Source organism: Serratia silvae (assembly GCF_023282985.1).
Lineage (GTDB): Bacteria > Pseudomonadota > Gammaproteobacteria > Enterobacterales > Enterobacteriaceae > Chania > Chania silvae.
This window is the reverse complement of record NZ_JAGQDC010000003.1, coordinates 327,032-347,349: the sequence shown is the minus strand read 5'-3', so window position 1 is coordinate 347,349 and position 20,318 is coordinate 327,032. Positions and strand designations below refer to the sequence as shown.

At 50.9% G+C, this 20,318-nt stretch carries 32 protein-coding genes; 6 read left to right on the top strand and 26 right to left on the bottom strand.

The window, feature by feature from the left end; genetic code table 11:
* Nucleotides 1-20: 20 nt before the first annotated feature.
* The 11 genes from KAJ71_RS05980 to KAJ71_RS05930 all read right to left on the bottom strand — a co-directional run bounded on the left by KAJ71_RS05980 (nucleotide 21) and on the right by KAJ71_RS05930 (nucleotide 5,657).
* Nucleotides 21-473 (bottom strand): phage virion morphogenesis protein, encoded by a 453-nt coding sequence (locus tag KAJ71_RS05980; protein ID WP_248944874.1) that lies wholly within the window; start codon nucleotides 471-473, stop codon nucleotides 21-23.
* Complete coding sequence (locus KAJ71_RS05975) at nucleotides 460-933, bottom strand: phage tail protein (protein WP_248944872.1); 474 nt, start codon at nucleotides 931-933, stop codon at nucleotides 460-462. The genes KAJ71_RS05980 and KAJ71_RS05975 overlap by 14 nt, the downstream gene beginning before the upstream one ends.
* Complete coding sequence (gene lysC / locus KAJ71_RS05970; protein ID WP_248944974.1) at nucleotides 896-1,141, bottom strand: Rz1-like lysis system protein LysC; 246 nt, start codon at nucleotides 1,139-1,141, stop codon at nucleotides 896-898. The genes KAJ71_RS05975 and lysC overlap by 38 nt, the downstream gene beginning before the upstream one ends.
* The gene (gene lysB / locus KAJ71_RS05965; protein WP_248944871.1) at nucleotides 1,029-1,460 is read right to left on the bottom strand and encodes an Rz-like lysis system protein LysB; all 432 of its coding nucleotides are present in this window, start codon (nucleotides 1,458-1,460) and stop codon (nucleotides 1,029-1,031) included. The genes lysC and lysB overlap by 113 nt, the downstream gene beginning before the upstream one ends.
* Complete coding sequence (locus tag KAJ71_RS05960) at nucleotides 1,457-1,966, bottom strand: lysozyme (RefSeq protein ID WP_248944869.1); 510 nt, start codon at nucleotides 1,964-1,966, stop codon at nucleotides 1,457-1,459. The genes lysB and KAJ71_RS05960 overlap by 4 nt, the downstream gene beginning before the upstream one ends.
* A complete protein-coding gene (locus tag KAJ71_RS05955; RefSeq protein WP_024528243.1) occupies nucleotides 1,950-2,159 on the bottom strand; it encodes an HP1 family phage holin in 210 nt (69 codons plus the stop codon). Before KAJ71_RS05955 ends, KAJ71_RS05960 begins: the two co-directional genes overlap by 17 nt.
* 4 nt (nucleotides 2,160-2,163) lie before the next feature.
* Nucleotides 2,164-2,367: a tail protein X gene (locus tag KAJ71_RS05950; RefSeq protein ID WP_248944866.1), complete on the bottom strand. Its 204-nt coding sequence runs from the start codon at nucleotides 2,365-2,367 to the stop codon at nucleotides 2,164-2,166.
* Nucleotides 2,367-2,861: a head completion/stabilization protein gene (locus tag KAJ71_RS05945; protein WP_248944864.1), complete on the bottom strand. Its 495-nt coding sequence runs from the start codon at nucleotides 2,859-2,861 to the stop codon at nucleotides 2,367-2,369. The genes KAJ71_RS05950 and KAJ71_RS05945 overlap by 1 nt, the downstream gene beginning before the upstream one ends.
* Before the next feature lie 91 nt (nucleotides 2,862-2,952).
* A complete protein-coding gene (locus KAJ71_RS05940; protein WP_248944863.1) occupies nucleotides 2,953-3,612 on the bottom strand; it encodes a phage terminase small subunit in 660 nt (219 codons plus the stop codon).
* Nucleotides 3,613-3,614: 2 nt separating this feature from the next.
* The gene (locus tag KAJ71_RS05935) at nucleotides 3,615-4,772 is read right to left on the bottom strand and encodes a phage major capsid protein, P2 family (RefSeq protein ID WP_248944862.1); all 1,158 of its coding nucleotides are present in this window, start codon (nucleotides 4,770-4,772) and stop codon (nucleotides 3,615-3,617) included.
* Nucleotides 4,773-4,808: 36 nt separating this feature from the next.
* Nucleotides 4,809-5,657 carry a GPO family capsid scaffolding protein gene (locus tag KAJ71_RS05930; protein WP_248944860.1) on the bottom strand — a complete coding sequence of 283 codons (849 nt, stop codon included), beginning with the start codon at nucleotides 5,655-5,657 and terminating at the stop codon, nucleotides 4,809-4,811.
* Between the two features lie 138 nt (nucleotides 5,658-5,795).
* Between KAJ71_RS05930 and KAJ71_RS05925 the strand changes: the two genes are divergently transcribed.
* Nucleotides 5,796-7,568 (top strand): terminase ATPase subunit family protein, encoded by a 1,773-nt coding sequence (locus KAJ71_RS05925; RefSeq protein ID WP_248944859.1) that lies wholly within the window; start codon nucleotides 5,796-5,798, stop codon nucleotides 7,566-7,568.
* Entirely contained in the window at nucleotides 7,568-8,584 is a 1,017-nt protein-coding gene (locus tag KAJ71_RS05920; RefSeq protein WP_248944857.1) for a phage portal protein, read from the top strand. Before KAJ71_RS05925 ends, KAJ71_RS05920 begins: the two co-directional genes overlap by 1 nt.
* 33 nt (nucleotides 8,585-8,617) lie before the next feature.
* Here KAJ71_RS05920 and KAJ71_RS05915 read toward each other — a convergent pair whose 3' ends face one another.
* Entirely contained in the window at nucleotides 8,618-9,409 is a 792-nt protein-coding gene (locus KAJ71_RS05915; protein WP_248944855.1) for a putative phage abortive infection protein, read from the bottom strand.
* An 11-nt stretch (nucleotides 9,410-9,420) separates the two neighbouring features.
* Nucleotides 9,421-9,753, bottom strand: coding sequence for a hypothetical protein (locus KAJ71_RS05910; RefSeq protein ID WP_248944853.1), 333 nt, complete (start codon nucleotides 9,751-9,753; stop codon nucleotides 9,421-9,423).
* Between the two features lie 144 nt (nucleotides 9,754-9,897).
* Between KAJ71_RS05910 and KAJ71_RS05905 the strand changes: the two genes are divergently transcribed.
* Nucleotides 9,898-10,404, top strand: coding sequence for an ATP-binding protein (locus KAJ71_RS05905; protein WP_248944852.1), 507 nt, complete (start codon nucleotides 9,898-9,900; stop codon nucleotides 10,402-10,404).
* Nucleotides 10,405-10,434: 30 nt separating this feature from the next.
* On the opposite strand, the gene KAJ71_RS05900 is transcribed toward KAJ71_RS05905, so the two are convergent.
* From KAJ71_RS05900 to KAJ71_RS05845, 12 genes are all read right to left on the bottom strand, one after another.
* Entirely contained in the window at nucleotides 10,435-10,806 is a 372-nt protein-coding gene (locus KAJ71_RS05900) for an ASCH domain-containing protein (protein WP_248944851.1), read from the bottom strand.
* Nucleotides 10,784-11,365, bottom strand: a complete 582-nt coding sequence (locus tag KAJ71_RS05895) for a hypothetical protein (RefSeq protein WP_248944850.1) — start codon at nucleotides 11,363-11,365, stop codon at nucleotides 10,784-10,786. The genes KAJ71_RS05900 and KAJ71_RS05895 overlap by 23 nt, the downstream gene beginning before the upstream one ends.
* A gap of 2 nt (nucleotides 11,366-11,367) precedes the next feature.
* The gene (locus KAJ71_RS05890; protein WP_248944849.1) at nucleotides 11,368-11,838 is read right to left on the bottom strand and encodes a GNAT family N-acetyltransferase; all 471 of its coding nucleotides are present in this window, start codon (nucleotides 11,836-11,838) and stop codon (nucleotides 11,368-11,370) included.
* A gap of 261 nt (nucleotides 11,839-12,099) precedes the next feature.
* A complete protein-coding gene (locus KAJ71_RS05885) occupies nucleotides 12,100-12,324 on the bottom strand; it encodes a hypothetical protein (RefSeq protein WP_248944847.1) in 225 nt (74 codons plus the stop codon).
* 21 nt (nucleotides 12,325-12,345) lie between these two features.
* Nucleotides 12,346-12,540 carry a hypothetical protein gene (locus KAJ71_RS05880; RefSeq protein WP_248944845.1) on the bottom strand — a complete coding sequence of 65 codons (195 nt, stop codon included), beginning with the start codon at nucleotides 12,538-12,540 and terminating at the stop codon, nucleotides 12,346-12,348.
* 75 nt (nucleotides 12,541-12,615) lie between these two features.
* Nucleotides 12,616-14,829, bottom strand: coding sequence for a replication endonuclease (locus KAJ71_RS05875; RefSeq protein WP_248944843.1), 2,214 nt, complete (start codon nucleotides 14,827-14,829; stop codon nucleotides 12,616-12,618).
* A 105-nt stretch (nucleotides 14,830-14,934) separates the two neighbouring features.
* The gene (locus KAJ71_RS05870) at nucleotides 14,935-15,159 is read right to left on the bottom strand and encodes a TraR/DksA family transcriptional regulator (RefSeq protein WP_248944841.1); all 225 of its coding nucleotides are present in this window, start codon (nucleotides 15,157-15,159) and stop codon (nucleotides 14,935-14,937) included.
* Nucleotides 15,159-15,395 carry a DUF2732 family protein gene (locus KAJ71_RS05865; protein ID WP_248944840.1) on the bottom strand — a complete coding sequence of 79 codons (237 nt, stop codon included), beginning with the start codon at nucleotides 15,393-15,395 and terminating at the stop codon, nucleotides 15,159-15,161. Before KAJ71_RS05865 ends, KAJ71_RS05870 begins: the two co-directional genes overlap by 1 nt.
* Nucleotides 15,396-15,462: 67 nt before the next feature.
* Nucleotides 15,463-15,765 carry a phage replication protein B gene (gene repB / locus KAJ71_RS05860; protein ID WP_024528229.1) on the bottom strand — a complete coding sequence of 101 codons (303 nt, stop codon included), beginning with the start codon at nucleotides 15,763-15,765 and terminating at the stop codon, nucleotides 15,463-15,465.
* An 11-nt stretch (nucleotides 15,766-15,776) separates the two neighbouring features.
* The gene (locus tag KAJ71_RS05855; RefSeq protein ID WP_202811054.1) at nucleotides 15,777-15,956 is read right to left on the bottom strand and encodes a phage filamentation protein Fil family protein; all 180 of its coding nucleotides are present in this window, start codon (nucleotides 15,954-15,956) and stop codon (nucleotides 15,777-15,779) included.
* A 10-nt stretch (nucleotides 15,957-15,966) separates the two neighbouring features.
* Nucleotides 15,967-16,476: a phage regulatory CII family protein gene (locus KAJ71_RS05850; RefSeq protein ID WP_166733454.1), complete on the bottom strand. Its 510-nt coding sequence runs from the start codon at nucleotides 16,474-16,476 to the stop codon at nucleotides 15,967-15,969.
* Nucleotides 16,477-16,507: 31 nt separating this feature from the next.
* The gene (locus KAJ71_RS05845; protein WP_248944839.1) at nucleotides 16,508-16,771 is read right to left on the bottom strand and encodes a hypothetical protein; all 264 of its coding nucleotides are present in this window, start codon (nucleotides 16,769-16,771) and stop codon (nucleotides 16,508-16,510) included.
* A 132-nt stretch (nucleotides 16,772-16,903) separates the two neighbouring features.
* On the opposite strand from KAJ71_RS05845, the gene KAJ71_RS05840 reads away from it, so the two are divergent.
* The 3 genes from KAJ71_RS05840 to KAJ71_RS05830 all read left to right on the top strand — a co-directional run bounded on the left by KAJ71_RS05840 (nucleotide 16,904) and on the right by KAJ71_RS05830 (nucleotide 18,803).
* Entirely contained in the window at nucleotides 16,904-17,491 is a 588-nt protein-coding gene (locus tag KAJ71_RS05840) for a phage repressor protein CI (RefSeq protein WP_248944837.1), read from the top strand.
* On the top strand, nucleotides 17,491-18,510 hold the full coding sequence (locus KAJ71_RS05835) for a phage integrase (RefSeq protein WP_248944836.1): 1,020 nt from the start codon (nucleotides 17,491-17,493) through the stop codon (nucleotides 18,508-18,510). Before KAJ71_RS05840 ends, KAJ71_RS05835 begins: the two co-directional genes overlap by 1 nt.
* Before the next feature lie 131 nt (nucleotides 18,511-18,641).
* Complete coding sequence (locus tag KAJ71_RS05830) at nucleotides 18,642-18,803, top strand: YnfU family zinc-binding protein (protein ID WP_248944834.1); 162 nt, start codon at nucleotides 18,642-18,644, stop codon at nucleotides 18,801-18,803.
* Nucleotides 18,804-18,807: 4 nt separating this feature from the next.
* Here the strand turns inward: KAJ71_RS05830 and KAJ71_RS05825 are convergent, their stop codons facing one another.
* Entirely contained in the window at nucleotides 18,808-20,256 is a 1,449-nt protein-coding gene (locus KAJ71_RS05825) for a GGDEF domain-containing protein (RefSeq protein WP_248944833.1), read from the bottom strand.
* Nucleotides 20,257-20,318 lie beyond the last annotated feature (62 nt).

Genomic DNA, 20,318 nt, shown 5'->3' with positions numbered 1-20,318 from the left:
GGTGATACATTACCCTCATTTTAGAGTTCTGATGATAAATACTGGATCATTGTCTTTTCAACAATAGTGAATGCATCCGCTCCTAATCCCAACAACGGCCTTTCCTCATACCTCACCTCAGGACTGCGCACCGAAGGTCGATCCCGTAACCCATAATGATGCACCTCTGCCATACGTTTAACCCGCCCAACAAACTCAACCACGGCGGTATTATTGTTGCCATTGGATTTCAGATAACGTGTTGTACGCAGCTTGGTAAACATCGCCCGCTTAATTCTCCCTTGCTTACTCCGCAGTTGGGTTTTACGTGGCGCATAGGGTGTGCCATCGGGCGCCTGTTGCCGCTTGATATTCTGCTGCTGGCTGGCGCGCAAGCGCTTGGCAATGGTCACAGCCAACGCCTTGCGCGACTGCGGCGACAAGTTGCCAATCAGCCCGGCTAGTTTGGTCTCAAAGGGTTCAAGTTCGTTCATGCCATTCACTCGCTAATTCACCGTGAATATACAACTGCACCGGACGGCTCACGTTTTCGGGCAACGGCGGTTCCGGCAAGTGCTCCACATGCAACGCACCGCCCTGCTCTTTCACAATTACCCGTTCGGTCAGTTGTAGGTTGATACTGATATCAAACGAACCATCATTATTGATATCCGCCTCAAAGGTATAACCGGTGCGCCGCTTCTCTTCAGTCGCCATGATGTCCGGCTGGTTCTCGCGTAGCCACGCCAGGATCGGCACGATGATAAGATCCATATCCCCACTGTAGTCGGTGATCAGCAGGTTTAACCTAAATTGGTATTCAAACGACAACGAACTGGCGAGAGTAGAAGCAATGCGCCCGCTGTCGGTAAACAGGCGCAGATTCTCCGGGTTGCGTTGCAGCCAGGGCAACGAGTCAGTCAGCGCGGCGCGCAGTTGTTGGGGCTTTATCATGGTGGCGTTCCTGACACTGTTTAATCATATCGACCTGGATTGCGCAGGCCGCCAAGGCACTTTCAAGCTGGCGAATATCGGCGCTCAGATCCCCGTTAGTGGTCGGCTGGCTGGCCGGGATCTGGCAGGAGCTGACCATCGGACAGCCAACGTAAATAATCGCCGGTGCCGGTGAAGGCGGGCCGCTGGTGCAGCCGGATAACGTCAGCAGGCAAAGCCCGGCTAAACCACTCGCGTAGAGCCTGGTTTTCATTGAGTACCTTCTGTAACTGTTGTTCACGCCGTAGGGCCAGACGCTGCGCCCCGGCTAATGTGTCTCTCAATTGCTGTTCGGCCTCGGTCTGTTGACCGGCTTCACGCTGCAACGCGGTGATCACCGTGTCGCGGCTGTTGACGGCAGCAGTTAAGGTGCTGTTTTGCTGTTGCGCGTCCGCCAGGGATTTACCCAGGGAAACCGCCTGCCATTTCAGCCAGCCGATGATGGCCAACAGCGTTAACGCCGATAACAACGCTGTGCGTTTGCTCATCGCGCCCCCTGTAAGCACAACGCCTGCTCCGCTGCCCGGCGGCGCTCCAGCCCTTTCGACTTCACCCCGTTGACGTATACCCAACGCGGCAACTGCTGGCAGGCATTGCGCCACTCCTGCCGACGGATAAACCCGGCCAAGGTCGAGCCACAGGCCGCCGTGGTACCCACGTTAAAGGCAAAGGCCACCACCGCGTCATACACCGGCGGCGGCATAGTCACTGGCATACAGCGCCCGATGGCCCGTTCGGTGCGGGAAACATCCGCCACCAGGTTCACCGCGGCTTGCCGTTCGCTGATAACCTTGCCCGGTACCACGCCTGCGGTGTGGCCGATGCCGGATGTCCACACCCCGGCGCTGCACTGGTAGGGGGAAAGCTGACAACCTTCAAAATCGGCAATCAGACGCAGCCCGGCGGATGAGGTTTGCAGGCTACTGAATTGCGGTAACAGCATCGCCAGGGCCAGCACGGCAGCGGCGGTGCAACGTTTAACGATTGAGCTCATCCGCTACCCTCCGAGAAAGTCCGAGCCGGTTGAGCAACCGATAGGTTTTGCGGCGGTAGTACCAGTTGACCAGGAAGGTGCCGACACCCACCGCCGCCCCGACCATAAAGGCAATGTCCTGCGGGGAATACTTACCCACCCAGGCGAGAAACACTGCCATGGCGTAAGCGAAAAACGAGGTAATACGCTCCATAGGATCAGTCCCATAAATTAACGGTTTCACGCTGCGGCGAGACAGTCACATCCGGCAGCGTCACCGGTTGGCCGTGGGGCAGAATGGCCCCGGCATCGGCCAATCCGGCATTGAGTGAATACACCTGCTCGACCACGCCCTGGGTACGGCCAAAGTAACGCCAACACAGGGCATCGACCGTGTCACCTTGCTGCGCGAACACCTGCATCACAGCAACCCGATAATGCAGTGGCTGCGCTCGGCCACGTTGCTGATGGCGTTGCGGGCGGTGCGCCACAGTTCATCAATGGAGGACTCGATCACCTCCGCTTTACGGCTGCCAGTGGCGGTGGTATCCAGGCTGCGGTATTGCTCCGACAGCAACGCGGTGGTCATCGCGCTGACCGCGTTCTGGTACTCACTCACCCGCACACTTTCGCCGTCGAGCAATTCGGCAGGTACATCAGCCAGCCGGTGATACCCGTCCGCCATCTGATCACGGCGGAAAATAAACAGCTCGGCATTCACTTCAGCGATGGCGGATTTAATCGCCCGGCGCAGGCGTGGGGCGGTAATGGTGCCTTCAATGCGCATCACATCACGCACCTCCAACGGGTTGACGTCCGGCCAGAAAAAGCTGTTTTTCACGATCGGTTCATCCTCCGCCGGGGGACGCAGTGCGGGCGCATCCGGGCGGGGTTTTTGAATAACGACGGTACTCATATGACCTCGAAAATAGGGGGCGGTGGACGAGGGCTTTGATACGGATAACCCTATCGCCGCTCTCGTGCCGCCCGGCGCGGGGCGCGTTCTGTCAGCGGCTGGCGGCGTTGCGAATGGCACGCTCCAACCGTTCAATGTCCTTTTTGACGCCGCAGCCGTTATGCAACTGCAACGCCCGTTTCAGGTGGTTTAACGCCAGTTCAACCCTGCCCGCTTCGCGCAGCACATAGCCGGTGATTTTGTGCAGCTTGGCGCGTACCTGGTCGGGCATGTCTTCGGCGTCGGTGAGTTCCATGGTTTGCATCAGGTGATCGATGTTGACCACCTGCCCGGCCTCATGGGCGCGGGTGGCTGACTCGGCGACGTCTTCGGCAATCAGGTACGGCGTGGAGCGGTTGAAGCCATTGGGTGGCACCAGTTTGTAGCGCAGCGCATAGCGAGCAATCGCCAGCGCGTCGGGAATATCCCCCGCATCCAAACGCCAGATCATCACCGTCATCAAGATGACGTCCTGCGCACCACGCCCTTCCGCCAGGACACCGGCCACCCACGGGGCATACTCCGGCAGCAACTGGCGCTTAAGGTCGGCTTTACGCTCCTGGGAGCGCACCTGCTTAAGCCTGCGCTTGTCCTCATAGAGCTTGAGCAACATCAGCTCATAGCCGTTGGCGTGGGCCGTGGGGCCCGTCTCCTGACGGGCGGCCTCAATGGCGGATTGACGCAAGAAGTGGCGGCGGGCCGGGCTGGTCATGGTTACTTACCGCCTGCAGTAGGTTTAACGTCAGTCTCCGGGGCTGAGTCAGCAGGCTCTGCCATGTTCCCTTTCACCATCTTTTCGAGGACATTCGTCAGTTTCTCGATATCAGACTCTTTTTGTGGTGCAGCCAACATTTCGACGTTTTCCACTACCGCCCCGCAGGCGTAATCCTCAATCACATAATCTTCATTGATCGACTCATAGTTTTCGACGCGGTCACGCTTGGGATTTTCTTCCAGGTGGCGGCGATGTGTGCCTTCCTGCCAGTAGATAGACAGGTTATCCAGACGGGTGACCATCAGGGCATTGGGTGGGAAGAACGGCACCCGCACCGCAGGCAGGTTACCGATGCGCTTCTGGCTGATAATCAGGTCAGCGGCCAGGGCTTCACTGTTGGGTTGTTCCTGGTTAACCAACGGGAAGTATTTATCCGCCAGTAATTGACGCCCGCAGATCACCACCAGTTCGGGATCTTCCTGATACCATTCGGCTAGCAGACAGGTGGCGTCCATCACCAGTGCATCCAGATTGATGTAATCCCCTCCGGCACCGACGCGGATTTTATCGGAAATAATGTCACCACCCTTGCCCGTCACCTTATTCATCACGCGGGCCGGTGAGTTTTCACGGTACTTTTGCAACCAGCCCACGGCGATATCCTGCAACATCGGATTTTTAAAACGGTTAGAGGTCTTGGCGCGGTGGGTGCCGTTAAATCCTATGGTGATACGATCCAGTGCCTGACGCTTGATGATGGCATCACGTAAACGGGCTTGGAAATCCTGATAACGCGCCCACAGGTCGAGGGTGTTATAGCGGATGTGAAAATCGTAGTTCACCTGCTGACAGAAATAGCCATCGGTATCCAGGGAGGCAAAATCAGCGGTTTCACGCTCGTCACCGCCTGCGGTATCGGTGGTGCTGGCAATGGTGCCATTGACCCCTAGGCCCACCTTGTCCGCCTTCATTTCGGCGACGGGTACAATGTTGATCCGGCTCAGGAACGCCGAGGACTCTTGTACGCGGGTCATGATGGTTTGCGTCACGGAGGGTTCAACGCTGAATTTCTTGTTCAGGTCGCCGGTATCGACGCCGTTAAGCTCCGCAACACGGCTTAGAAAGGCATTAAATTTAAAACGAGTCTGCTTACGCATGGTTCTTCCTGTTGTTATTCACGCTGTTCGGGGGTATTAGCAGTCGGTCAAGACGTCTTGTGCACCGCTGCCGCCGGTCGCTGCCGGGCGCGCCGCTTGGCTAAAACTCTCGGTGGCGGAAAGTTGCTGTTTCAGGGCGGTAAATGCCGTTGCGCTGGTGTCCACCTGTTGTTTGAGATCGGCGATCTGTTGGGTCAGCGTGGTTTCAAGCTGGTTAAAGCTCTGCTTGGTGCCCTGTACCTGCTCGGCAACAGTCATCACCGCGCCTTCCATTTCGCTAAATCGAGCATCATCAGTGACCTGCTTGCGGCTAAACATGGCCTTCACACGGGCGGCAAAGGTCTGCTCCGGATCGGCGACCTCTTCAAACTCAATCAGCGCTTCAATGGCAGCGGTGAAAACATTGGCCGGGTCGGCCTTGCGGGCAGCCAGCGGGTTATGTTGCGCGGTACGGCTGAAGGCCAGCATTTCAGTGCCCAGGCTGGCCGGGTCGTCGGTCACCGCCAGGCCGATCAGGTAGCTGCTGCCGGTCTTGGCAAAGTTGCGGCCGATTTCCATTGATGTGTAAACCTTCTGGCTCTTGCCAATCATCGCCACCAGTTCAGCCGTCGGTGACAACTTGGCATACAGCGCCCATTTGCCGTGCAAACGCGGTTCGTCCGGATCGTCAATCTGTTCGGCCTTCAGCTCGATCACGTCGCCATAACGGCGGAAATCACTGTCCGGCAAAATCCCCTTGATGTGCTCCAGGTTGATACGGGCCCCGTACACCTTCGGGTTATAGCTGCTGCCCATCTGCTGAATATCGTTGGCGTCAATTTCGCGACCGTCGCAGGTGTCACCCTCCATGCCGATGCGAAACCACTTTGAAACTTTCTTTGCCATGTGAGCGGCTCTCCGATTGTTAAGTTCGGGGCCAGTGTGCGGATAACAGCGAGCAGGCTCAACGCGTTGCAGTTGGAAGATCGTAGACACAACAGGGACTTAAGGCGGGCTGCAACGGGCTTACGTAGCCTTGGCGGCATGAATACAACACCGACAGCAACTATCATCAGCGATCCACGCCGCCAAGCGGCCTTGCTTTATTGGCAGGGCTTCTCCGTGCGCCAGATTGCGGAAACGCTACACGCCAAGGCACCGACCGTGCAGAGCTGGAAGCTACGCGACAAGTGGGACGCCATCGCGCCCATTTCCCGCGTTGAGCAAAGCATGGAAGCACGGTTGATACAGCTCATCATGAAGACCCACAAGGAGGGGATCGACTTTAAAGAGATTGACCTGTTGGGCCGCCAGATTGAACGGTTAGCACGGGTGAACCGCTACGCCCACAGCGGCAATGAGGCGGATTTAAACCCTAACGTTGCCAACCGCAACAAGGGGGAGCGCAAGCCGGTAGAGCGGAACCTGTTCAGCGAATCGGCCATTGAGAAACTCAGCAGCATCTTTATGGAGACCACCTTCGATTATCAGATGGGGTGGTATCGCGCCGGGCTGCAACACCGTATCCGTAACATCCTCAAGTCACGCCAAATCGGGGCGACGTTCTTCTTTGCCCGTGAAGCGCTGCTGGATGCGTTGACGACAGGGCGTAATCAAATCTTTCTCTCCGCCAGTAAGGCCCAGGCGCATGTCTTCCGCAATTACATCATTGATTTTGCGCGCCTGGTCGAAGTTGACCTGAAGGGTGATCCGATGGTGTTACCGAACGGTGCGCGTCTGATGTTCCTCGGCACCAACGTGCGCACCGCGCAGAGTTACACCGGTAACCTGTACCTGGATGAATACTTTTGGATCCCCAAGTTCCAGGAACTGCGCAAGGTCGCCAGCGGCATGTCGCTGCACAAGAAATGGCGCACCACCTACTTTTCTACGCCGTCCAGTCTGGCGCACTCCGCTTATCCGTTCTGGTCGGGGGAACTGTTCAACAAAGGCCGCCGTAGCAAGAACGATCACATTCAGCTCAACCTTAGCCATAGCCACCTATCGAAAGGCGTGCTGTGTGAGGATGGACAGTGGCGGCAGATTGTTACGGTCGAAGATGCACTGACCGGGGGTTGTAACCTGTTCGACCTCAATCAGCTCACGCTCGAATACAGCCCGTCCGAGTATCAGAACCTGTTGATGTGCGAATTCGTGGACGATAGCGCCTCGGTGTTCCCGTTCGTCGAGTTGCAGAGCTGCATGGTGGATACGCTGGAAGAGTGGGAAGACGTCAACCCGTATGCCGTGCGTCCCTTTGGTTATCGTCCAGTGTGGATTGGTTACGACCCGTCGGAAGCCAATGGCGGCGACAGTGCCGGGTGTGCGGTCATCGCCCCGCCGATGGTGGCCGGGGGCAAGTTCCGCGTATTGGAGCGCCACCAATGGCAGGGCATGAACTTTGCCGACCAGGCGCAGAAGATCAAAAACCTCACCGACAAATACTGCGTGGAATATATCGGTATCGATGCGACCACCGTCGGGCAAGGGGTGTTCCAGTTGGTGCGAGAGTTCTTCCCCGCCGCCCGTGAAATCAAATACACCCCGGAAATCAAGACCGCCATGGTGCTGAAGGCCAAAGACACCATCGGGCGCGGGTGCCTGGAGTACGACACCAGCCACACGGATATCACCGCCTCATTCATGGCGATCCGCAAAACCATGACCGCCAGCGGAGCGCGTTCGACCTACACCGCCAGCCGCAGTGAAGAAGCCAGCCATGCCGATCTGGCCTGGGCAATCATGCACGCCCTGTTAAACGAACCGCTGACCGCCGGTAGCGGCCACAGCAGCCCGAACATTTTGGAGTTTTACTGATGAGCAAGCGCAAAAGCCGTAAGGCAATGACTACCACCACGCAACCCACCGCCCCGCAGAACGTGGAGGCGTTTACCTTTGGGGAGCCGTCGCCGGTGATGGATAAACGGGAAATCCTGGATCACCTGGAATGCTGCGGTAACGGCAAATGGTACGAGCCGCCGATCAGCTTTGACGGACTGGCGCGCAGTATGCGGGCCGCCGTGCATCACAGTTCGCCGATGTTTGTAAAACGCAATATTCTGGCCTCTACCTTTATCCCGCACCCGCTGTTAAGTCAGCAGGAGTTTAGCCGCTATGCGCTGGATTACCTGGTGTTTGGTAATGCGTTCCTGGAACTGCGCAAGAACCAACTCGGTGAACCGCTGCGCCTACAATGTTCACCGGCCAAATACACCCGCCGGGGCGTGGAGCAGGAAACCTACTGGTTTGTGCAGGACTGGAAGGAGGCGCACCAGTTCGCACCGGGCAGCGTGTTTCACCTGATTGAACCGGATGTGAATCAGGAATTGTATGGCCTGCCGGAATACTTGAGCGCGCTCAACTCCGCATGGCTCAACGAAGCAGCCACCCTATTCCGCCGCAAGTATTACCAGAACGGCGCGCACGCCGGTTACATCCTGTATATGACCGATGCAGCACAAAGCACCAGTGACGTAGACCGGATGCGTCAGGCAATGCGCGATACCAAAGGGCTAGGTAACTTCCGTAATCTGTTCATGTACGCTCCGAACGGAAAGCCGGATGGCATCAAGATTTTGCCGTTGAGTGAGGTCGCCACCAAGGATGATTTTTTCAATATCAAGAACTCCAGCCGGGATGACCTGTTGAGTGCACACCGCGTACCGCCGCAGATGATGGGGATTATCCCGAACAATACCGGGGGGTTTGGGGATGTAGAGAAGGCGGCTCAGGTATTTGTTAGGAATGAGCTGATGCCGTTGCAGGAGCGACTCAAGGAAATCAATAACATTATGGGAAGCCATATTATTAAGTTCCAAAAATATGCTTTATGAATTTATTTTTCGCCGCGTCAATGCGGCGAAAAATCAATTATCATGATATGCTTTTTTACTATACAAACTTAAGAGCGTATTCTCAGACACTCCAACCCTTATCAAGTTTTCCAATCCAATTTCCTGCAAAAGAGAATAGCGCTCTATATATTTACAAAAAGACGCTCCCTTTTCCGTAATACAATTAAGCATTAAAATATCAGTTTCCAAAGATGATATTTGAGCTCTCACAATTTTTGCATACTTTATCTTTTCAGATTGCTTTATAGAGAACGACTCATCTATATGTTTATATATTAAATAAAGATTTCTATAATAATGACCGAGACCACTTTTATTTTTTATCTCATTAAAAAAGTCCTCACATGCATGTACCAATCGTTCATTTTCCGACCGTGTATCATCTGTCAATAATTTATACCTAAAACTAATCTCATCTAAATATTCAAGGAAACATTCTCTTCCAACTTTCTTTTCATCTTCATATCGAACTTCTAATGAGAAGAGATTCTCTCTGTGTAATCGAATAAGCTCAAATAAAATAGATTCAAACGTTTGTCGCGCTCCTAATCTAAATGATGCATTCAATGTTACGCATAAAAGTACTATTGAGAAGAAACTTAAAATAGGATTAAGTAGACCGCCGATATAATCCCCAAATTGCCCCCAGGCTTCTGTAGACGAGCTTAATCCATAGAGATTAAAATTATCCCAATATTTCCAGAAGACATATAAACCGGAAGAGAATGAAACAAAAATCACAACAATTAATATTATATTGAAAAAATTAAAGTTCTTCACACTTCTTTTAATTAAATCGACCATCCCTCGTCCTCTTAAACTTTAAAATCCATATGCTTATCATCTAATGATATAGTATATATCCCTGTTTTTGCCTCACAGATAACTTCATTTTTGAACTCTCGGATATTATCTAACTCCCACATAAAGTAGTTATCCTTCCATCGTTTACTTTGTTTGGTTTCATAATTTTGACACTCAAAATCATCTAATGTCCATTTTTTATAACCGACTATATCAACAATGGCAAGGGCTTTTCCAAAAGGATCTACATCATTACCTTTAATAAAATTATAGTTTTCGACTAAAATGACATTCACTAATGGTATTTGTGGCGGTAACCAGGACCTTATTTCAACCTTTTTCAACTTTAGAATTATATTCCTTACAGATGGGAATACAATTGATAACGCCTTATAAGACCTAACCATCCTCTCCTCCTTTAAAAACTCTTGCAATCTTATAATTATAACACTATGTTTTACATACCTACAGCAATAAGGATATTTATCATGCGGATTTTTATTGGCGGTATTCATGCAGTTGGTAAAAGCCACCTCTGCTCTATTTTTTGCTTAAATAACAATTGGTTACACAAAAGCTCAAGTGAATTAATTCGTGACTATAAAGCTCAGACGTGGGCAAATGATAAGCAAGTTACAGATATTTCAGATAATCAAGAGGTTCTAATTACAGCCGTAAACGAAATCAGCAATGATTTACTTCTCGATGGACACTTTGTCTTAATAAACAATAAAGGCACCTTCTCTAGAATAGAAGATGAAGTTTTTCATAGAATGAATATTGACGGGATAATATTAATAGAAAATACAGCAGAGATCATAAAAAAAAGATTTGAGAATAGATCAAAATCAAAGCTTGACGTTAACATTGATGACTTTTTGAAAATTGAAAATGAACATGCAAAACAAGTTTCTTTAAAATACAACATTCCTCTGATCATTCTTCACTCACCAAATGATGAGGACTTTAAAAAAGCGATTGAAATGATAAAATAGCAGGCCACAATAACTTGCAGCCCATTTCAGTCAAAAGTATCTAAATGATTGAGGTGGGATTGCACCCGGTAACAAATCATTTAAATTTATAGGGTTTGCATATCGCTTTGGATTCTCAACGCCGATAGCGAAACCAATGTCTCTCTCCGCAAAATACTCATCAAAAAAATCTCTGGAGATACCCGCATATTTCTGAGTACTTTTCCAGAGTTCATGCGGTTTTGATGAAATTATTTCGCCAATCTTAAACTCACCGATTACTTTCCCGACAGGCATTGTTGCGTAAATCACAACGGTGTCAACATTTTTGTTTTTAAAAATGTTTTTCCTAAACTCAAATTTCTTTTCACCATCAAGAATACGCTCTGCGAATTCTGGTTTAATCGATAATAAGATCTTCATTCACTTCTCCAGCCTGAAGTATCGCTTTATAGTGAGCATCACTTAGGGGCACAAATCCCCAATAAATACTATCATCATACCCAGTGATATTCATCAATTTATCTCTAATGACACGTTTTACCAATGGGAAATTGTAGGTGAACTTTATGATTATAGGATAATTTTTCTTTTTGTACATAAGTTCCAACTCATAATCTTCAAAAACACTATGAGGTGCGCAGTACGCCTTAAAATCACCCAAAGATGAAAATTCTCTAATATTTCTGACTTCTTCGACTACACACGCGGAAGTGGCAACAGACCTGTATCTCGCAGGCCCCTGACCATCACTTGTACGGTAAATAAGCAGATTATCCCCCTCTCTTAAACTCTCAGTCCCTCTCATACTAGTCAAATAAACTTTATGAATGCTGTTTGTATGTGGGACATCTTGAATTTTAGAAGCATCTTCATTATTCAAAATAGACTCAGGGAACAATCGTGTATGCCATGACGGATATATACTCAGTAAAAAATTCCTGCCGTTGAGTTTTATCATCGGATAATTTTTCAAGCTCATATTCAATTTCTCCATACAAACGGTTTAAAGTATACACCTTCTTGACCATTCGCTGTATCTAAATTTTTGTATGCTTTCTTTTCAAAGCCATATCTTTCTAGCAGCGAAATCAATCCTTTATGCTTATCAAATATGGTGACATAAATTAGTTTGACTCGCTCTTTAGATGCGAAATCAAAGACAAGGCGCAAGAACCTTTCACCTAATTTTGTACCATGCGCATCTATTTTAAATGTACCTAATTTTACTCTTCTTTGCTGAGAAAAGGAAGGAGTCATGTTATCTAAAGCCTCATCCTCTACTTTTAAATATAAGAAACCATCAATATTTCCGTCCTCATTAGTCGAAACGTAAGCTAACGCTTCCTTTTTACTTTCAAACCACAATTCAAATTCAGGATAGTCTTGCTTCAAAGTATCAAAAAATGGATCTGATAAATTCACTGAGCTAAATTTCTTATAAACCAGAGGCATAATCTTCCCTTTTTTTATCACTAAAACAAAGTCAAACTGTAGTTACACACTTCAATGTGAAGATAACTTTATCACTTTAAAACAAGAATGTATTGACATCTTAGCGCGCAATGCTATCCCCGCCTCGCCTGCCCGCTTCATGTGTCGCTTTTCATGCAGTTGCGTGATCCGGCGCGATCCGCGCCAGAGCTGACGCTGCGGGGGTAAGAATCGCACCGGATCATCATGCAAATTCATGCACTCAGTGCATGCATAGCCAATTTAGGGAGCCATAAGGTAAAGATTCTGCTGACAACGCCCCTCCTCAATCACCCTGAAGCGGTGCCCAGACCAGTGCAAAATGTAGTAGTTCGCCTCTGCCGGTGTCATATGGATACCGAGCTGTGCGGCCGCATGGATGAAATCCACCGTTTTAACCCGACGACCTTTGTCGGTAAATTTCAGCGCTTCATGCAGTGCCGAAGCCAGGTTCATCTCTCTTTTCATGCTGCTACCTGCTATGGATTACTAAACTGTTGCGAGCTGCTTGATCACTGCCGCTTTCTCCGGGCTGATGCTGCTTTTCATCTCATCCGCCAATTCTGAAATCCATATCAGTGCTATCTCTTTATCTCTTGCCTGGCTCTCATAACAAACCCCAAGGCGGGCGATGAGCTCAATACGTTCCAAAATGACCACGTCTTCCACTGCTGGTAAATGCACCCTACTTTCCTCCGATGCTTACAATTAACTGTATGCATATACAGTATTAACTATTGATTCTCATTGCGCAACTGATTATTCGAAGCTTGCCCAATCCTTAACCGGCTCATATTGCATTGATATATCACCAAATTTGACTTTAGTACCACGCGCTAGCACTTCCAGTTCCCAGCGTTCGGCCTGGATACCCTGTTGCACCAATTCTGAGTTAATCCGAGGGATGCGGGCACGCTCATCAGGGGTTAATCGGGCCGATGGGGCTACCGTTCGCCCTCGATACGCGTTGTTGCTGCGCTGTGCTCTGTTTACCTGTGGTGCATTAGCCCTAATTCGCGCCATAACAGGCCGTGTAACGGTCGTATCATTCCAGTCAATTGGGGTTTCCGGTGGGTGCTCCAGCACCGCCACAGTCTCCACAGGCTCATTATCCTGCTGATCTGTCACCGTACTACTACCGACCAACCCACAGTTATTGACAGGACTCCGAGGCGCGCCAGAGGCGCTTTTTAAGGTCAACCCCTCAAGGTCAACAGCCTTGGCGACGATGCGCCATTGGGTGGTGCGGGTCTCATGAATGCGTGAACTCCCCAGGTGCGGCGCAAAAATGCCGATCACCTTCTGCACTTCTTCATCGTAAGCATTGAGCTCGTCAGCGACACGACGAGCAACTCGCACGGTCTGTTCCTTGCGGGGAACGTTGGCCCCGCCCTGCGCCAGAATGTAAGCGGCAAAATCTCCAGCATCCGCAGCAGCGCGAACAGCCTCAACGCTGGCGTCAAAGTCATCTGCCAGGCTGATAGAGCGGATACGGCGGCATTCGCGGTAAGCGCCCATGGACGGCAAGCCGATGGAGTGGAATTGAGGAATACGCCAGGTTGACGCCCAGGCGGTAACGGCGGCAGCGGTCTCGGTCAGCAGCTCACCGGTTTCATGATCGCGCTCACCGTCCAGGGCATAGCCATCGATATTTTTTGCGATGTACTTCGCAATATAGCCCGCAGCGCCGCCCTTATTCAGGTGCTTGCAGTCAAAACGGTTCTTCGCTGCGCCGCGTTCGTCGCCATCTTCGGCCATGGCATAACGTCGCATGATATCGATCACCCGTTGGCGCTGTTCTTTGGTGGTGAACAGCATCATGTGCCAGTGCGGGGTGGCATCGTGATGGGGCTCAACGACCCGCACACCATAAACCTGCAGATCATTATCTTTAAAAGCGGTACGGATCTTACTCCACAGCTTGACCAGATAACGCTGGCCGTCTTTGGGTGTGTAAGCTTCGTCATCCCAATTGTGGTTAAACTGCACCTTGGGATTGGTTTTGCCGAGGGTGCGCGTCGGATGGTATTTGGATGGCGTGGTGATGGTGATAAACAAGCCCTTATGACCATACTCGGCAGCCGCTTTTTCGACACCGGCAATCATCGCCATTAACTCCATCCGACGGATCTCCGGGTTGGAGATACTCGCCATCACCTTGTCGATAAGACTGATACGTTCGCCGGTGTCGGCGTTCTCCAGTTCACGGCTGTTCAGATAATCCAGATTGGACTGGCGGCGAGCTTTCACTTCGCGGATCGCCTGCTTACTGGCATAGGCGGAAACTCCCCGGTTCACATTACCCACCGCAATCAGCAAGGCTTCACGCCAGCGGGTGCGCTGGGCTTTCAGTTGGCGTTCCCACCACTCGGCATTTACCAACCGTGACAGACTGGCAACCGCTGACGGAGTATCCAGTTTGCCTTTACGGTATTTACGCCAGTGCATCGGGGTAACATTGAAAGCACGGGCCATCCCCGCAACCTGAAAATAAAACGTTGCCTGGATACCATCATCTAACAGGCCTGTATTATCGCCGCCGTTCTCAGCCAGAAACGCTTCGCAATAACGCTCATAGTTCTGCATCAACTGCCCGGCGATCCGGTCAGCAAAACGCTTCAACGCCTTATCATCCATCCCCGGCAAGCTGGCGTAGTTATCCAGTTCCGACATAAAACAGGGTGATGCATGGAGATCCATCGCATTTTTATCGTTAACGGTTTGGATGCGGGGCCAGATACGGCGATCAAATTGCAGCACTAGCCACTTGTTGGCATCGTGCAGCCCTTTGCTTTTCAGCAGGTAGTCATGGCGAGACAAAAAGCCCGCACTGAGAAACTGCGGCAGGGAATGGATATTGCGCAAAACAGCTTGCCCCTGAGCGTGTTCCTCACGGGTAAGCGGTCTTACTGGCCCGGCAATCGCCGGGCGCGGTAGGTTCCAGGAGTAAGCCCACGGATTGCCTTCAGTCATAAGGTTGCACTTCAGGTCTGCGAGCGTATTCCGCATCACTTAAATCAGCGGCGCAAAAAAAGCCCACAGCAATAAGCAGCAGGCCGAAAACGATAAGGAAGCTGGTCATGCCTGCACCGCATAATGGCGGCGTTTGGCTTCACGCAGGTGCTGACAGGTTACGCAGGTTTCTACGCCCAACAGGGCAATGCGACGAGCTTCGGGGATCGGTGCATCGCAGTCTTCACATTTAAAAGCCGAGGGCATAACCGAGGACTTACGGGCATTGGCGATCTGTGCGTCCAGGATCAGCGCTTGACGCTCTTGTGCGATATCCATGAGGTCAGCCATCAGTGCAGCTCCTGCGCTTTGTGTCCGATGGTTTCAGCCTCTTGGCGCAGTAACTCCACGGCCTCGATGGCGTTCAAGCCGTTTTGTGCAATATGCGACGCCAGACGAACCAGGCGAGCGGCGGCCACTTCCGCCTGATTTTTACGTTCATCAAGGCGAGCGGTATTGAGCAGCACGATCACCCTGTCGTGATCCGACTCATTGCCTTTATCAATGCCGATAATGTGTTTATTCATGGAGTTAATTCCTTAATTCAAGCAAAGCGATGCCCGGCGGGTTTACGCCAGAATGTCACCAGGGGGGTTAATTACTGTTTAATTCGCAATCATCATCACTGATGAAACGCGGTAAGGTTTTTGATAAATCAATCAGGTCATTCAGCGCCCAGATGATTTTCTGGCGCTCGGTGTAGCTCATTTCGGCAAACGTCATTAATACATGGCGGGCTTTCAGCTCGGCATGGAAGCAGATTGTCTTGCGGATATGCGGTGGCGATTTATCAAAAGCCTCTTGTGCCACGTTTTTCCTGTAGGCAAACAGTTCCCGCTTAATCTGGGAAATGCGCTTAATGCCGATAGCTTTTTGTGTGTCTGTTGCCAATAACATGTCGATCCCTATCAACGGCCGAAAATGCGACTTAGCAGTGGGTTACCTTTCTTCGCGGACAAGCCACGCAACAAAGAAGACTGATTGTGCGTTGGTCGCCAGCGTTGACCACCCGGCAGTTCAATAAAACCATGCTCAAAATGGCGTGATGGGCTTTGGCGTTTTAGCAATGGAGCAATCGAGATAGGCATAGCTATAACCTCAACTTAAACCGGCAACGGCACCCAGGCCACTAATCACATCAACGGTAGAGGCTAGTGCTGGGGTTGATTGGATGCGGTTTTGAACGGTCAGACCGATCAGTGACAAATGGCGGATCGCGGTGTTGACGCTTTCCAGCAACGCAGACTTGCGGACAGGCGTTTTATGGTCGCCTTGTACCGCAGCGGCAGCGATAGAGCCCATCGCGGCGGTGGCATGAAGGGCATAGGCTGGAATGTTGCCAGCACTAGCCTCATTGACAGGTACTGAAGGCATACAGTTAATCTGTGCCAGCATGGCATCAAGCAGGCTGGAGTCTTCTGTAGCATCGGTGATCGCCAGCAACTCAGCGCAGGTAAGTTGATGCGGTTGCCCTGGACTCAACTTGTTGCGCAGCGTTTGTGCATTCATACCAACCTGTTGCGCTAACTGCGTTACATTATGGCGCGCCGGGAACTGGCGACAGGCTTCTTCGAAGTGCGGATGTTTAGAAACGGCATAATCAAACATGTTTCACCCTCAAAAACTCACATAAAGTGAATTACGCACCAACAATGATCTGAAAACGGGAATGTCCTAGCGCCAGTTTCATCTGTTGCTCTTTCCATTTGGCGTAAAGGATGCGAACACGGCCACCGGCGCGCTTCTTGCCCTTGCTGATGGAACGCGGGACGATTGGTAAACATGGAGAATCGCCGGTAGTCCAGCGATAAACGGTGCGAACAGAAACGCCTTCCATCGCTGCGAACTCCTCCGCAAACACGATTTCACGCGGGATTTTGACGATTGTAATTTCGTTAGCCATATTGCATCATTCCCAGTTAGTCAATAAACGCCACTGATTGCCTAGGATTGCCATCATTTGCCATTAGTGGATTAGATAAATCGCATCATAATGCCCAATTAAGCATTACGTCAATACGTAGGTACGTATTTTATGACTCTTGAAATCAAATCATCTAATGAAGAAGTACTGGATCGCATCTGTCAGATATACGGATATGGTCAAAAGGTTCAACTAGCAAGGCACTTCGGCATCGCAGCAAGCTCACTCCAGAACAGATATACGCGCGGTGCAATTTCCTATGATTTCGCAGCGCATTGCGCACTAGAAACCGGGGCTAATCTACAGTGGATTCTCATGGGCACAGGAGAACGCTTCATCGGAGAAGGTGTAGCTAGCAATGACAGCATCAGTACGGGCCTACTTAAACTATTCACTTTAAGTGAAGGATCATTGGAGGAAGATGGTGTTTTGAGTATTGACCTTAAATTATTTTCAAAAATACCCATCAATGCACAATGCATTCGCTTCGAGGGCAAAACGTATTTTGTAGAGCTCCACACTTCGTTGTCTGACGGGCTTTGGCTAGTAGATATTGAAGGCGCTATCAGCATTCGCGAGCTGACCGTCTTACCCGCGAAAAGACTCCACGTTGCAGGGGGCAAGGTTCCTTTCGAATGCACCGTTGGCGAAATCACCACATTGGGTCGCGTCATTGGGACGTACAGCGAGGCCAGCTAATGGCCGTCCGTAAAAACACTGCCGGTGGCTGGATTTGCGAGCTGTACCCCAACGGAGCGAGCGGTAAGCGTATACGCAAAAAGTTTGCCACCAAAGGCGAGGCACTGGCGTTCGAACAATACGCAATCCAAACCCCATGGACAGAAGAAAAAGAAGACCGTCGGACACTAAAAGAGCTGATTGATTTTTGGTTTACCGCTCACGGCGTAACACTAAGAAATGGCGTGAAGCATCAAAGAACCATGCACCACGCTTATGAATGGATGGGGGAACCGCTGGCGCGTGACTTTGATGCTCAGATGTTTTCGCGTTACCGAGAGAAGCGCCTCAGCGGTGAATATTCACACTCTAACCGGTCAAAAATCGTTTCGCACCGCACGCTAAACATAGAGATGTCATACTTTCGCGCGGTGTTTAACGAACTAAATCGCCTGGGTGAATGGAAGGGAGAGAACCCGCTCAAGAACGTGAGACCGTTTAGAACCGAAGAAATAGAGATGGCATTTCTTACCCAGGAGCAAATCACCCTCCTCCTGGATGAATGCAGCGGCAACGATGATTTGCTCGGCATTGTGAAAGTCTGCCTCTCAACCGGCGCTAGGTGGTCAGAGGCGGAGGAACTGCAGCAAAGACAAGTGACACCCGGCAAGATTACATTCACCAAAACAAAGGGCCGCAAAAACCGAACAGTCCCCATCAGCCAGGAACTATTCGAGTCATTGCCAACAAGCAAGGGCCGTCTTTTTGGTGACTGCTATTGGGCTTTCCGTGCCGCACTAATGCGCACAGAAATCGAGTTGCCAGCAGGTCAGCTTACCCACGTTCTGAGACACACTTTTGCATCTTATTTTATGATGAACGGCGGGAACATCCTGGTGTTACAGCGCATCCTGGGCCATACCGACATCAAAATGACAATGCGTTACGCCCACTTTGCCCCCGACCACCTGGAGCAAGCGGTCATGCTTAATCCATTGGCGATGAGTGGCGATAAAGTGGCGACGGAGATTGCATATTAAGGAAAAACGCGGCAATGGGTGGCAATGTATGTCACTGATAGCTAACGTAAACCATTGTTTTACTTAGACCTATATAGCTATTTAATAGCACCTGTGTTAGCGTGAGGTTTCACCTGACACAGGTACGCGCCATGTCTGAATCCGCCAGCGTTAAAGGTTACAATAACCGCACCACTCAAATTGCCTGCCCAAAGTGTGCTTATGTCACAGATCAGCAATGTTCAAAAATGCGTAAACTCAGCACCCTGATTTGCCCCAACTGCGGTACACAATTCACGCCAAAGCAGGGTTAAGACGCTATTTGAATATCACATGGTTGAGGCCCTTGCCGCTGACCATGTTAAACGATTCGACGCAGTTGCGGCCCTGAGACTTGGCGCGATAAAGTGCAATATCCGCCATATTCATCAGCTGTTCCAGCGACTTATCCTCATTCATTGCCAAACTTGCCACGCCCACACTAATCGTGATCCGCAATGGCGCCTTACCGTTGGGGTTCAATTCGGCGCTTTCTATCCGCCTACGCAGATGTTCCCCCAAGGCCACCGCCTGCGTCCCCAGCGCCCGGGGTAGCATAATGGCAAACTCTTCCCCCCCCAAACGACCAAATAACTGATCGTGGCGCAGTTCTCGCCGCAGAATATGAGCGAATGCCGCCAGAACGTGATCACCGATGGCATGCCCATGGGTATCATTGATCAGTTTAAAGTGATCGATATCGATCAACAGCAGCGACACCGCCTCCTTCAAATGCTGCTTCTGTTCCAGCATTTCCTTGCCTTTGCGTGTTAAAGCACTACGCGCCAGCGTCCCGGTAAGGAAATCGTGGTTAGCACTGTGCTCCAACCGGCGCAGCAGTTTACGGCTAACGGCAATCGAGCTGCATAAAATCAGCGGCCCCATCACCAACATGGCAATACCCAAACGGGCTGACATCAGGCTGTCCATGACCGCCCCTCGCGCTACCGGTGTTTCATACAGCATCAGATTGGCAGCAATGCTGACAATCTCCGCCACGCCGGTGAGAAACGTCAGCAAGGTGACGGTAAATAAATGATAACGCACGGCGCACCATAGCAGAGCGGGGATAGGGAAGGCTATCGCGCCCGGTCCTCCGATGTACACGCTAAGCGTTAACGAAAGCAATAACGCCAGCAAAGGCAGGCTGGCACGCGATTGCCAACCAAACTGCAGGCTCAGCAATTGCTTTAAGCGTGGCGCTGCCAGCACGACCGGCAGGATTAGCAAGTTAGTGGAGAACTGTTCGCTAAACCAGGACATCCAGGCAATGATCAGCGTATTGTTGTATTGACTGTCAGTGCGTAACACCGACAACGTTGCCGACAGCGCGGCCCCAAGCAGGCTGGCGGTAAACATATATAAAATCGCCTGAGGCTTGCCCATACGCCGTTGAGACTTGGGCAACATCGACATCACGGCATAGCCGGTGGCAATCAGCGCCATATTGCAGGCATTTAGCCAAAGTGCCAGTGGCCAGTTTTCGCCGGTGCTCAGATCGGCGGCGATCATGCCAAGGTAAGTTCCCCCCCATCCCAACATCGTCGCATAGCCAGGTTTACGCAACATCAAGCCAAGCAAAATAGCATTCACCGGCCAAAACAGGGAGAGCGCCCCTAACGGGCGGGTAAAAATGCCAAACAAGGAAAGCAGGTATGCCAGTAAAAATACATTGACCAGCAGAACCGTCGCTGGCAAACGCTGTTTTGCCTGTATTTCTTTGCTCATGAAATAACCCGCAAGGCAATAATAACAACACTGACTATAAGCATAATTTTTTTCCCAAAAAA

Excerpts from the sequence above, each read along its gene's own strand:
- KAJ71_RS05955 (WP_024528243.1), bottom strand. The coding sequence starts at position 2,159 with ATGGAGCGTATTACCTCGTTTTTCGCTTACGCCATGGCAGTGTTTCTC.
- KAJ71_RS05945 (WP_248944864.1), bottom strand. The coding sequence starts at position 2,861 with ATGAGTACCGTCGTTATTCAAAAACCCCGCCCGGATGCGCCCGCACTG.
- KAJ71_RS05895 (WP_248944850.1), bottom strand. The coding sequence starts at position 11,365 with ATGAGCTTGAAAAATTATCCGATGATAAAACTCAACGGCAGGAATTTT.
- KAJ71_RS05885 (WP_248944847.1), bottom strand. The coding sequence starts at position 12,324 with ATGAAAAGAGAGATGAACCTGGCTTCGGCACTGCATGAAGCGCTGAAA.
- KAJ71_RS05905 (WP_248944852.1), top strand. The coding sequence starts at position 9,898 with ATGCGGATTTTTATTGGCGGTATTCATGCAGTTGGTAAAAGCCACCTC.
- KAJ71_RS05875 (WP_248944843.1), bottom strand. The coding sequence starts at position 14,829 with ATGACTGAAGGCAATCCGTGGGCTTACTCCTGGAACCTACCGCGCCCG.
- KAJ71_RS05825 (WP_248944833.1), bottom strand. The coding sequence starts at position 20,256 with ATGAGCAAAGAAATACAGGCAAAACAGCGTTTGCCAGCGACGGTTCTG.
- repB (WP_024528229.1), bottom strand. The coding sequence starts at position 15,765 with ATGTTATTGGCAACAGACACACAAAAAGCTATCGGCATTAAGCGCATT.
- KAJ71_RS05915 (WP_248944855.1), bottom strand. The coding sequence starts at position 9,409 with ATGGTCGATTTAATTAAAAGAAGTGTGAAGAACTTTAATTTTTTCAAT.
- KAJ71_RS05870 (WP_248944841.1), bottom strand. The coding sequence starts at position 15,159 with ATGGCTGACCTCATGGATATCGCACAAGAGCGTCAAGCGCTGATCCTG.
- KAJ71_RS05830 (WP_248944834.1), top strand. The coding sequence starts at position 18,642 with ATGTCTGAATCCGCCAGCGTTAAAGGTTACAATAACCGCACCACTCAA.
- KAJ71_RS05845 (WP_248944839.1), bottom strand. The coding sequence starts at position 16,771 with ATGGCTAACGAAATTACAATCGTCAAAATCCCGCGTGAAATCGTGTTT.
- KAJ71_RS05925 (WP_248944859.1), top strand. The coding sequence starts at position 5,796 with ATGAATACAACACCGACAGCAACTATCATCAGCGATCCACGCCGCCAA.
- KAJ71_RS05850 (WP_166733454.1), bottom strand. The coding sequence starts at position 16,476 with ATGTTTGATTATGCCGTTTCTAAACATCCGCACTTCGAAGAAGCCTGT.
- KAJ71_RS05935 (WP_248944862.1), bottom strand. The coding sequence starts at position 4,772 with ATGCGTAAGCAGACTCGTTTTAAATTTAATGCCTTTCTAAGCCGTGTT.
- KAJ71_RS05940 (WP_248944863.1), bottom strand. The coding sequence starts at position 3,612 with ATGACCAGCCCGGCCCGCCGCCACTTCTTGCGTCAATCCGCCATTGAG.
- KAJ71_RS05900 (WP_248944851.1), bottom strand. The coding sequence starts at position 10,806 with ATGAAGATCTTATTATCGATTAAACCAGAATTCGCAGAGCGTATTCTT.
- KAJ71_RS05960 (WP_248944869.1), bottom strand. The coding sequence starts at position 1,966 with ATGAGCTCAATCGTTAAACGTTGCACCGCCGCTGCCGTGCTGGCCCTG.
- KAJ71_RS05930 (WP_248944860.1), bottom strand. The coding sequence starts at position 5,657 with ATGGCAAAGAAAGTTTCAAAGTGGTTTCGCATCGGCATGGAGGGTGAC.
- lysB (WP_248944871.1), bottom strand. The coding sequence starts at position 1,460 with ATGAGCAAACGCACAGCGTTGTTATCGGCGTTAACGCTGTTGGCCATC.
- KAJ71_RS05840 (WP_248944837.1), top strand. The coding sequence starts at position 16,904 with ATGACTCTTGAAATCAAATCATCTAATGAAGAAGTACTGGATCGCATC.
- KAJ71_RS05865 (WP_248944840.1), bottom strand. The coding sequence starts at position 15,395 with ATGAATAAACACATTATCGGCATTGATAAAGGCAATGAGTCGGATCAC.
- KAJ71_RS05920 (WP_248944857.1), top strand. The coding sequence starts at position 7,568 with ATGAGCAAGCGCAAAAGCCGTAAGGCAATGACTACCACCACGCAACCC.
- KAJ71_RS05855 (WP_202811054.1), bottom strand. The coding sequence starts at position 15,956 with ATGCCTATCTCGATTGCTCCATTGCTAAAACGCCAAAGCCCATCACGC.
- KAJ71_RS05890 (WP_248944849.1), bottom strand. The coding sequence starts at position 11,838 with ATGCCTCTGGTTTATAAGAAATTTAGCTCAGTGAATTTATCAGATCCA.
- KAJ71_RS05835 (WP_248944836.1), top strand. The coding sequence starts at position 17,491 with ATGGCCGTCCGTAAAAACACTGCCGGTGGCTGGATTTGCGAGCTGTAC.
- KAJ71_RS05980 (WP_248944874.1), bottom strand. The coding sequence starts at position 473 with ATGAACGAACTTGAACCCTTTGAGACCAAACTAGCCGGGCTGATTGGC.
- KAJ71_RS05950 (WP_248944866.1), bottom strand. The coding sequence starts at position 2,367 with ATGCAGGTGTTCGCGCAGCAAGGTGACACGGTCGATGCCCTGTGTTGG.
- KAJ71_RS05975 (WP_248944872.1), bottom strand. The coding sequence starts at position 933 with ATGATAAAGCCCCAACAACTGCGCGCCGCGCTGACTGACTCGTTGCCC.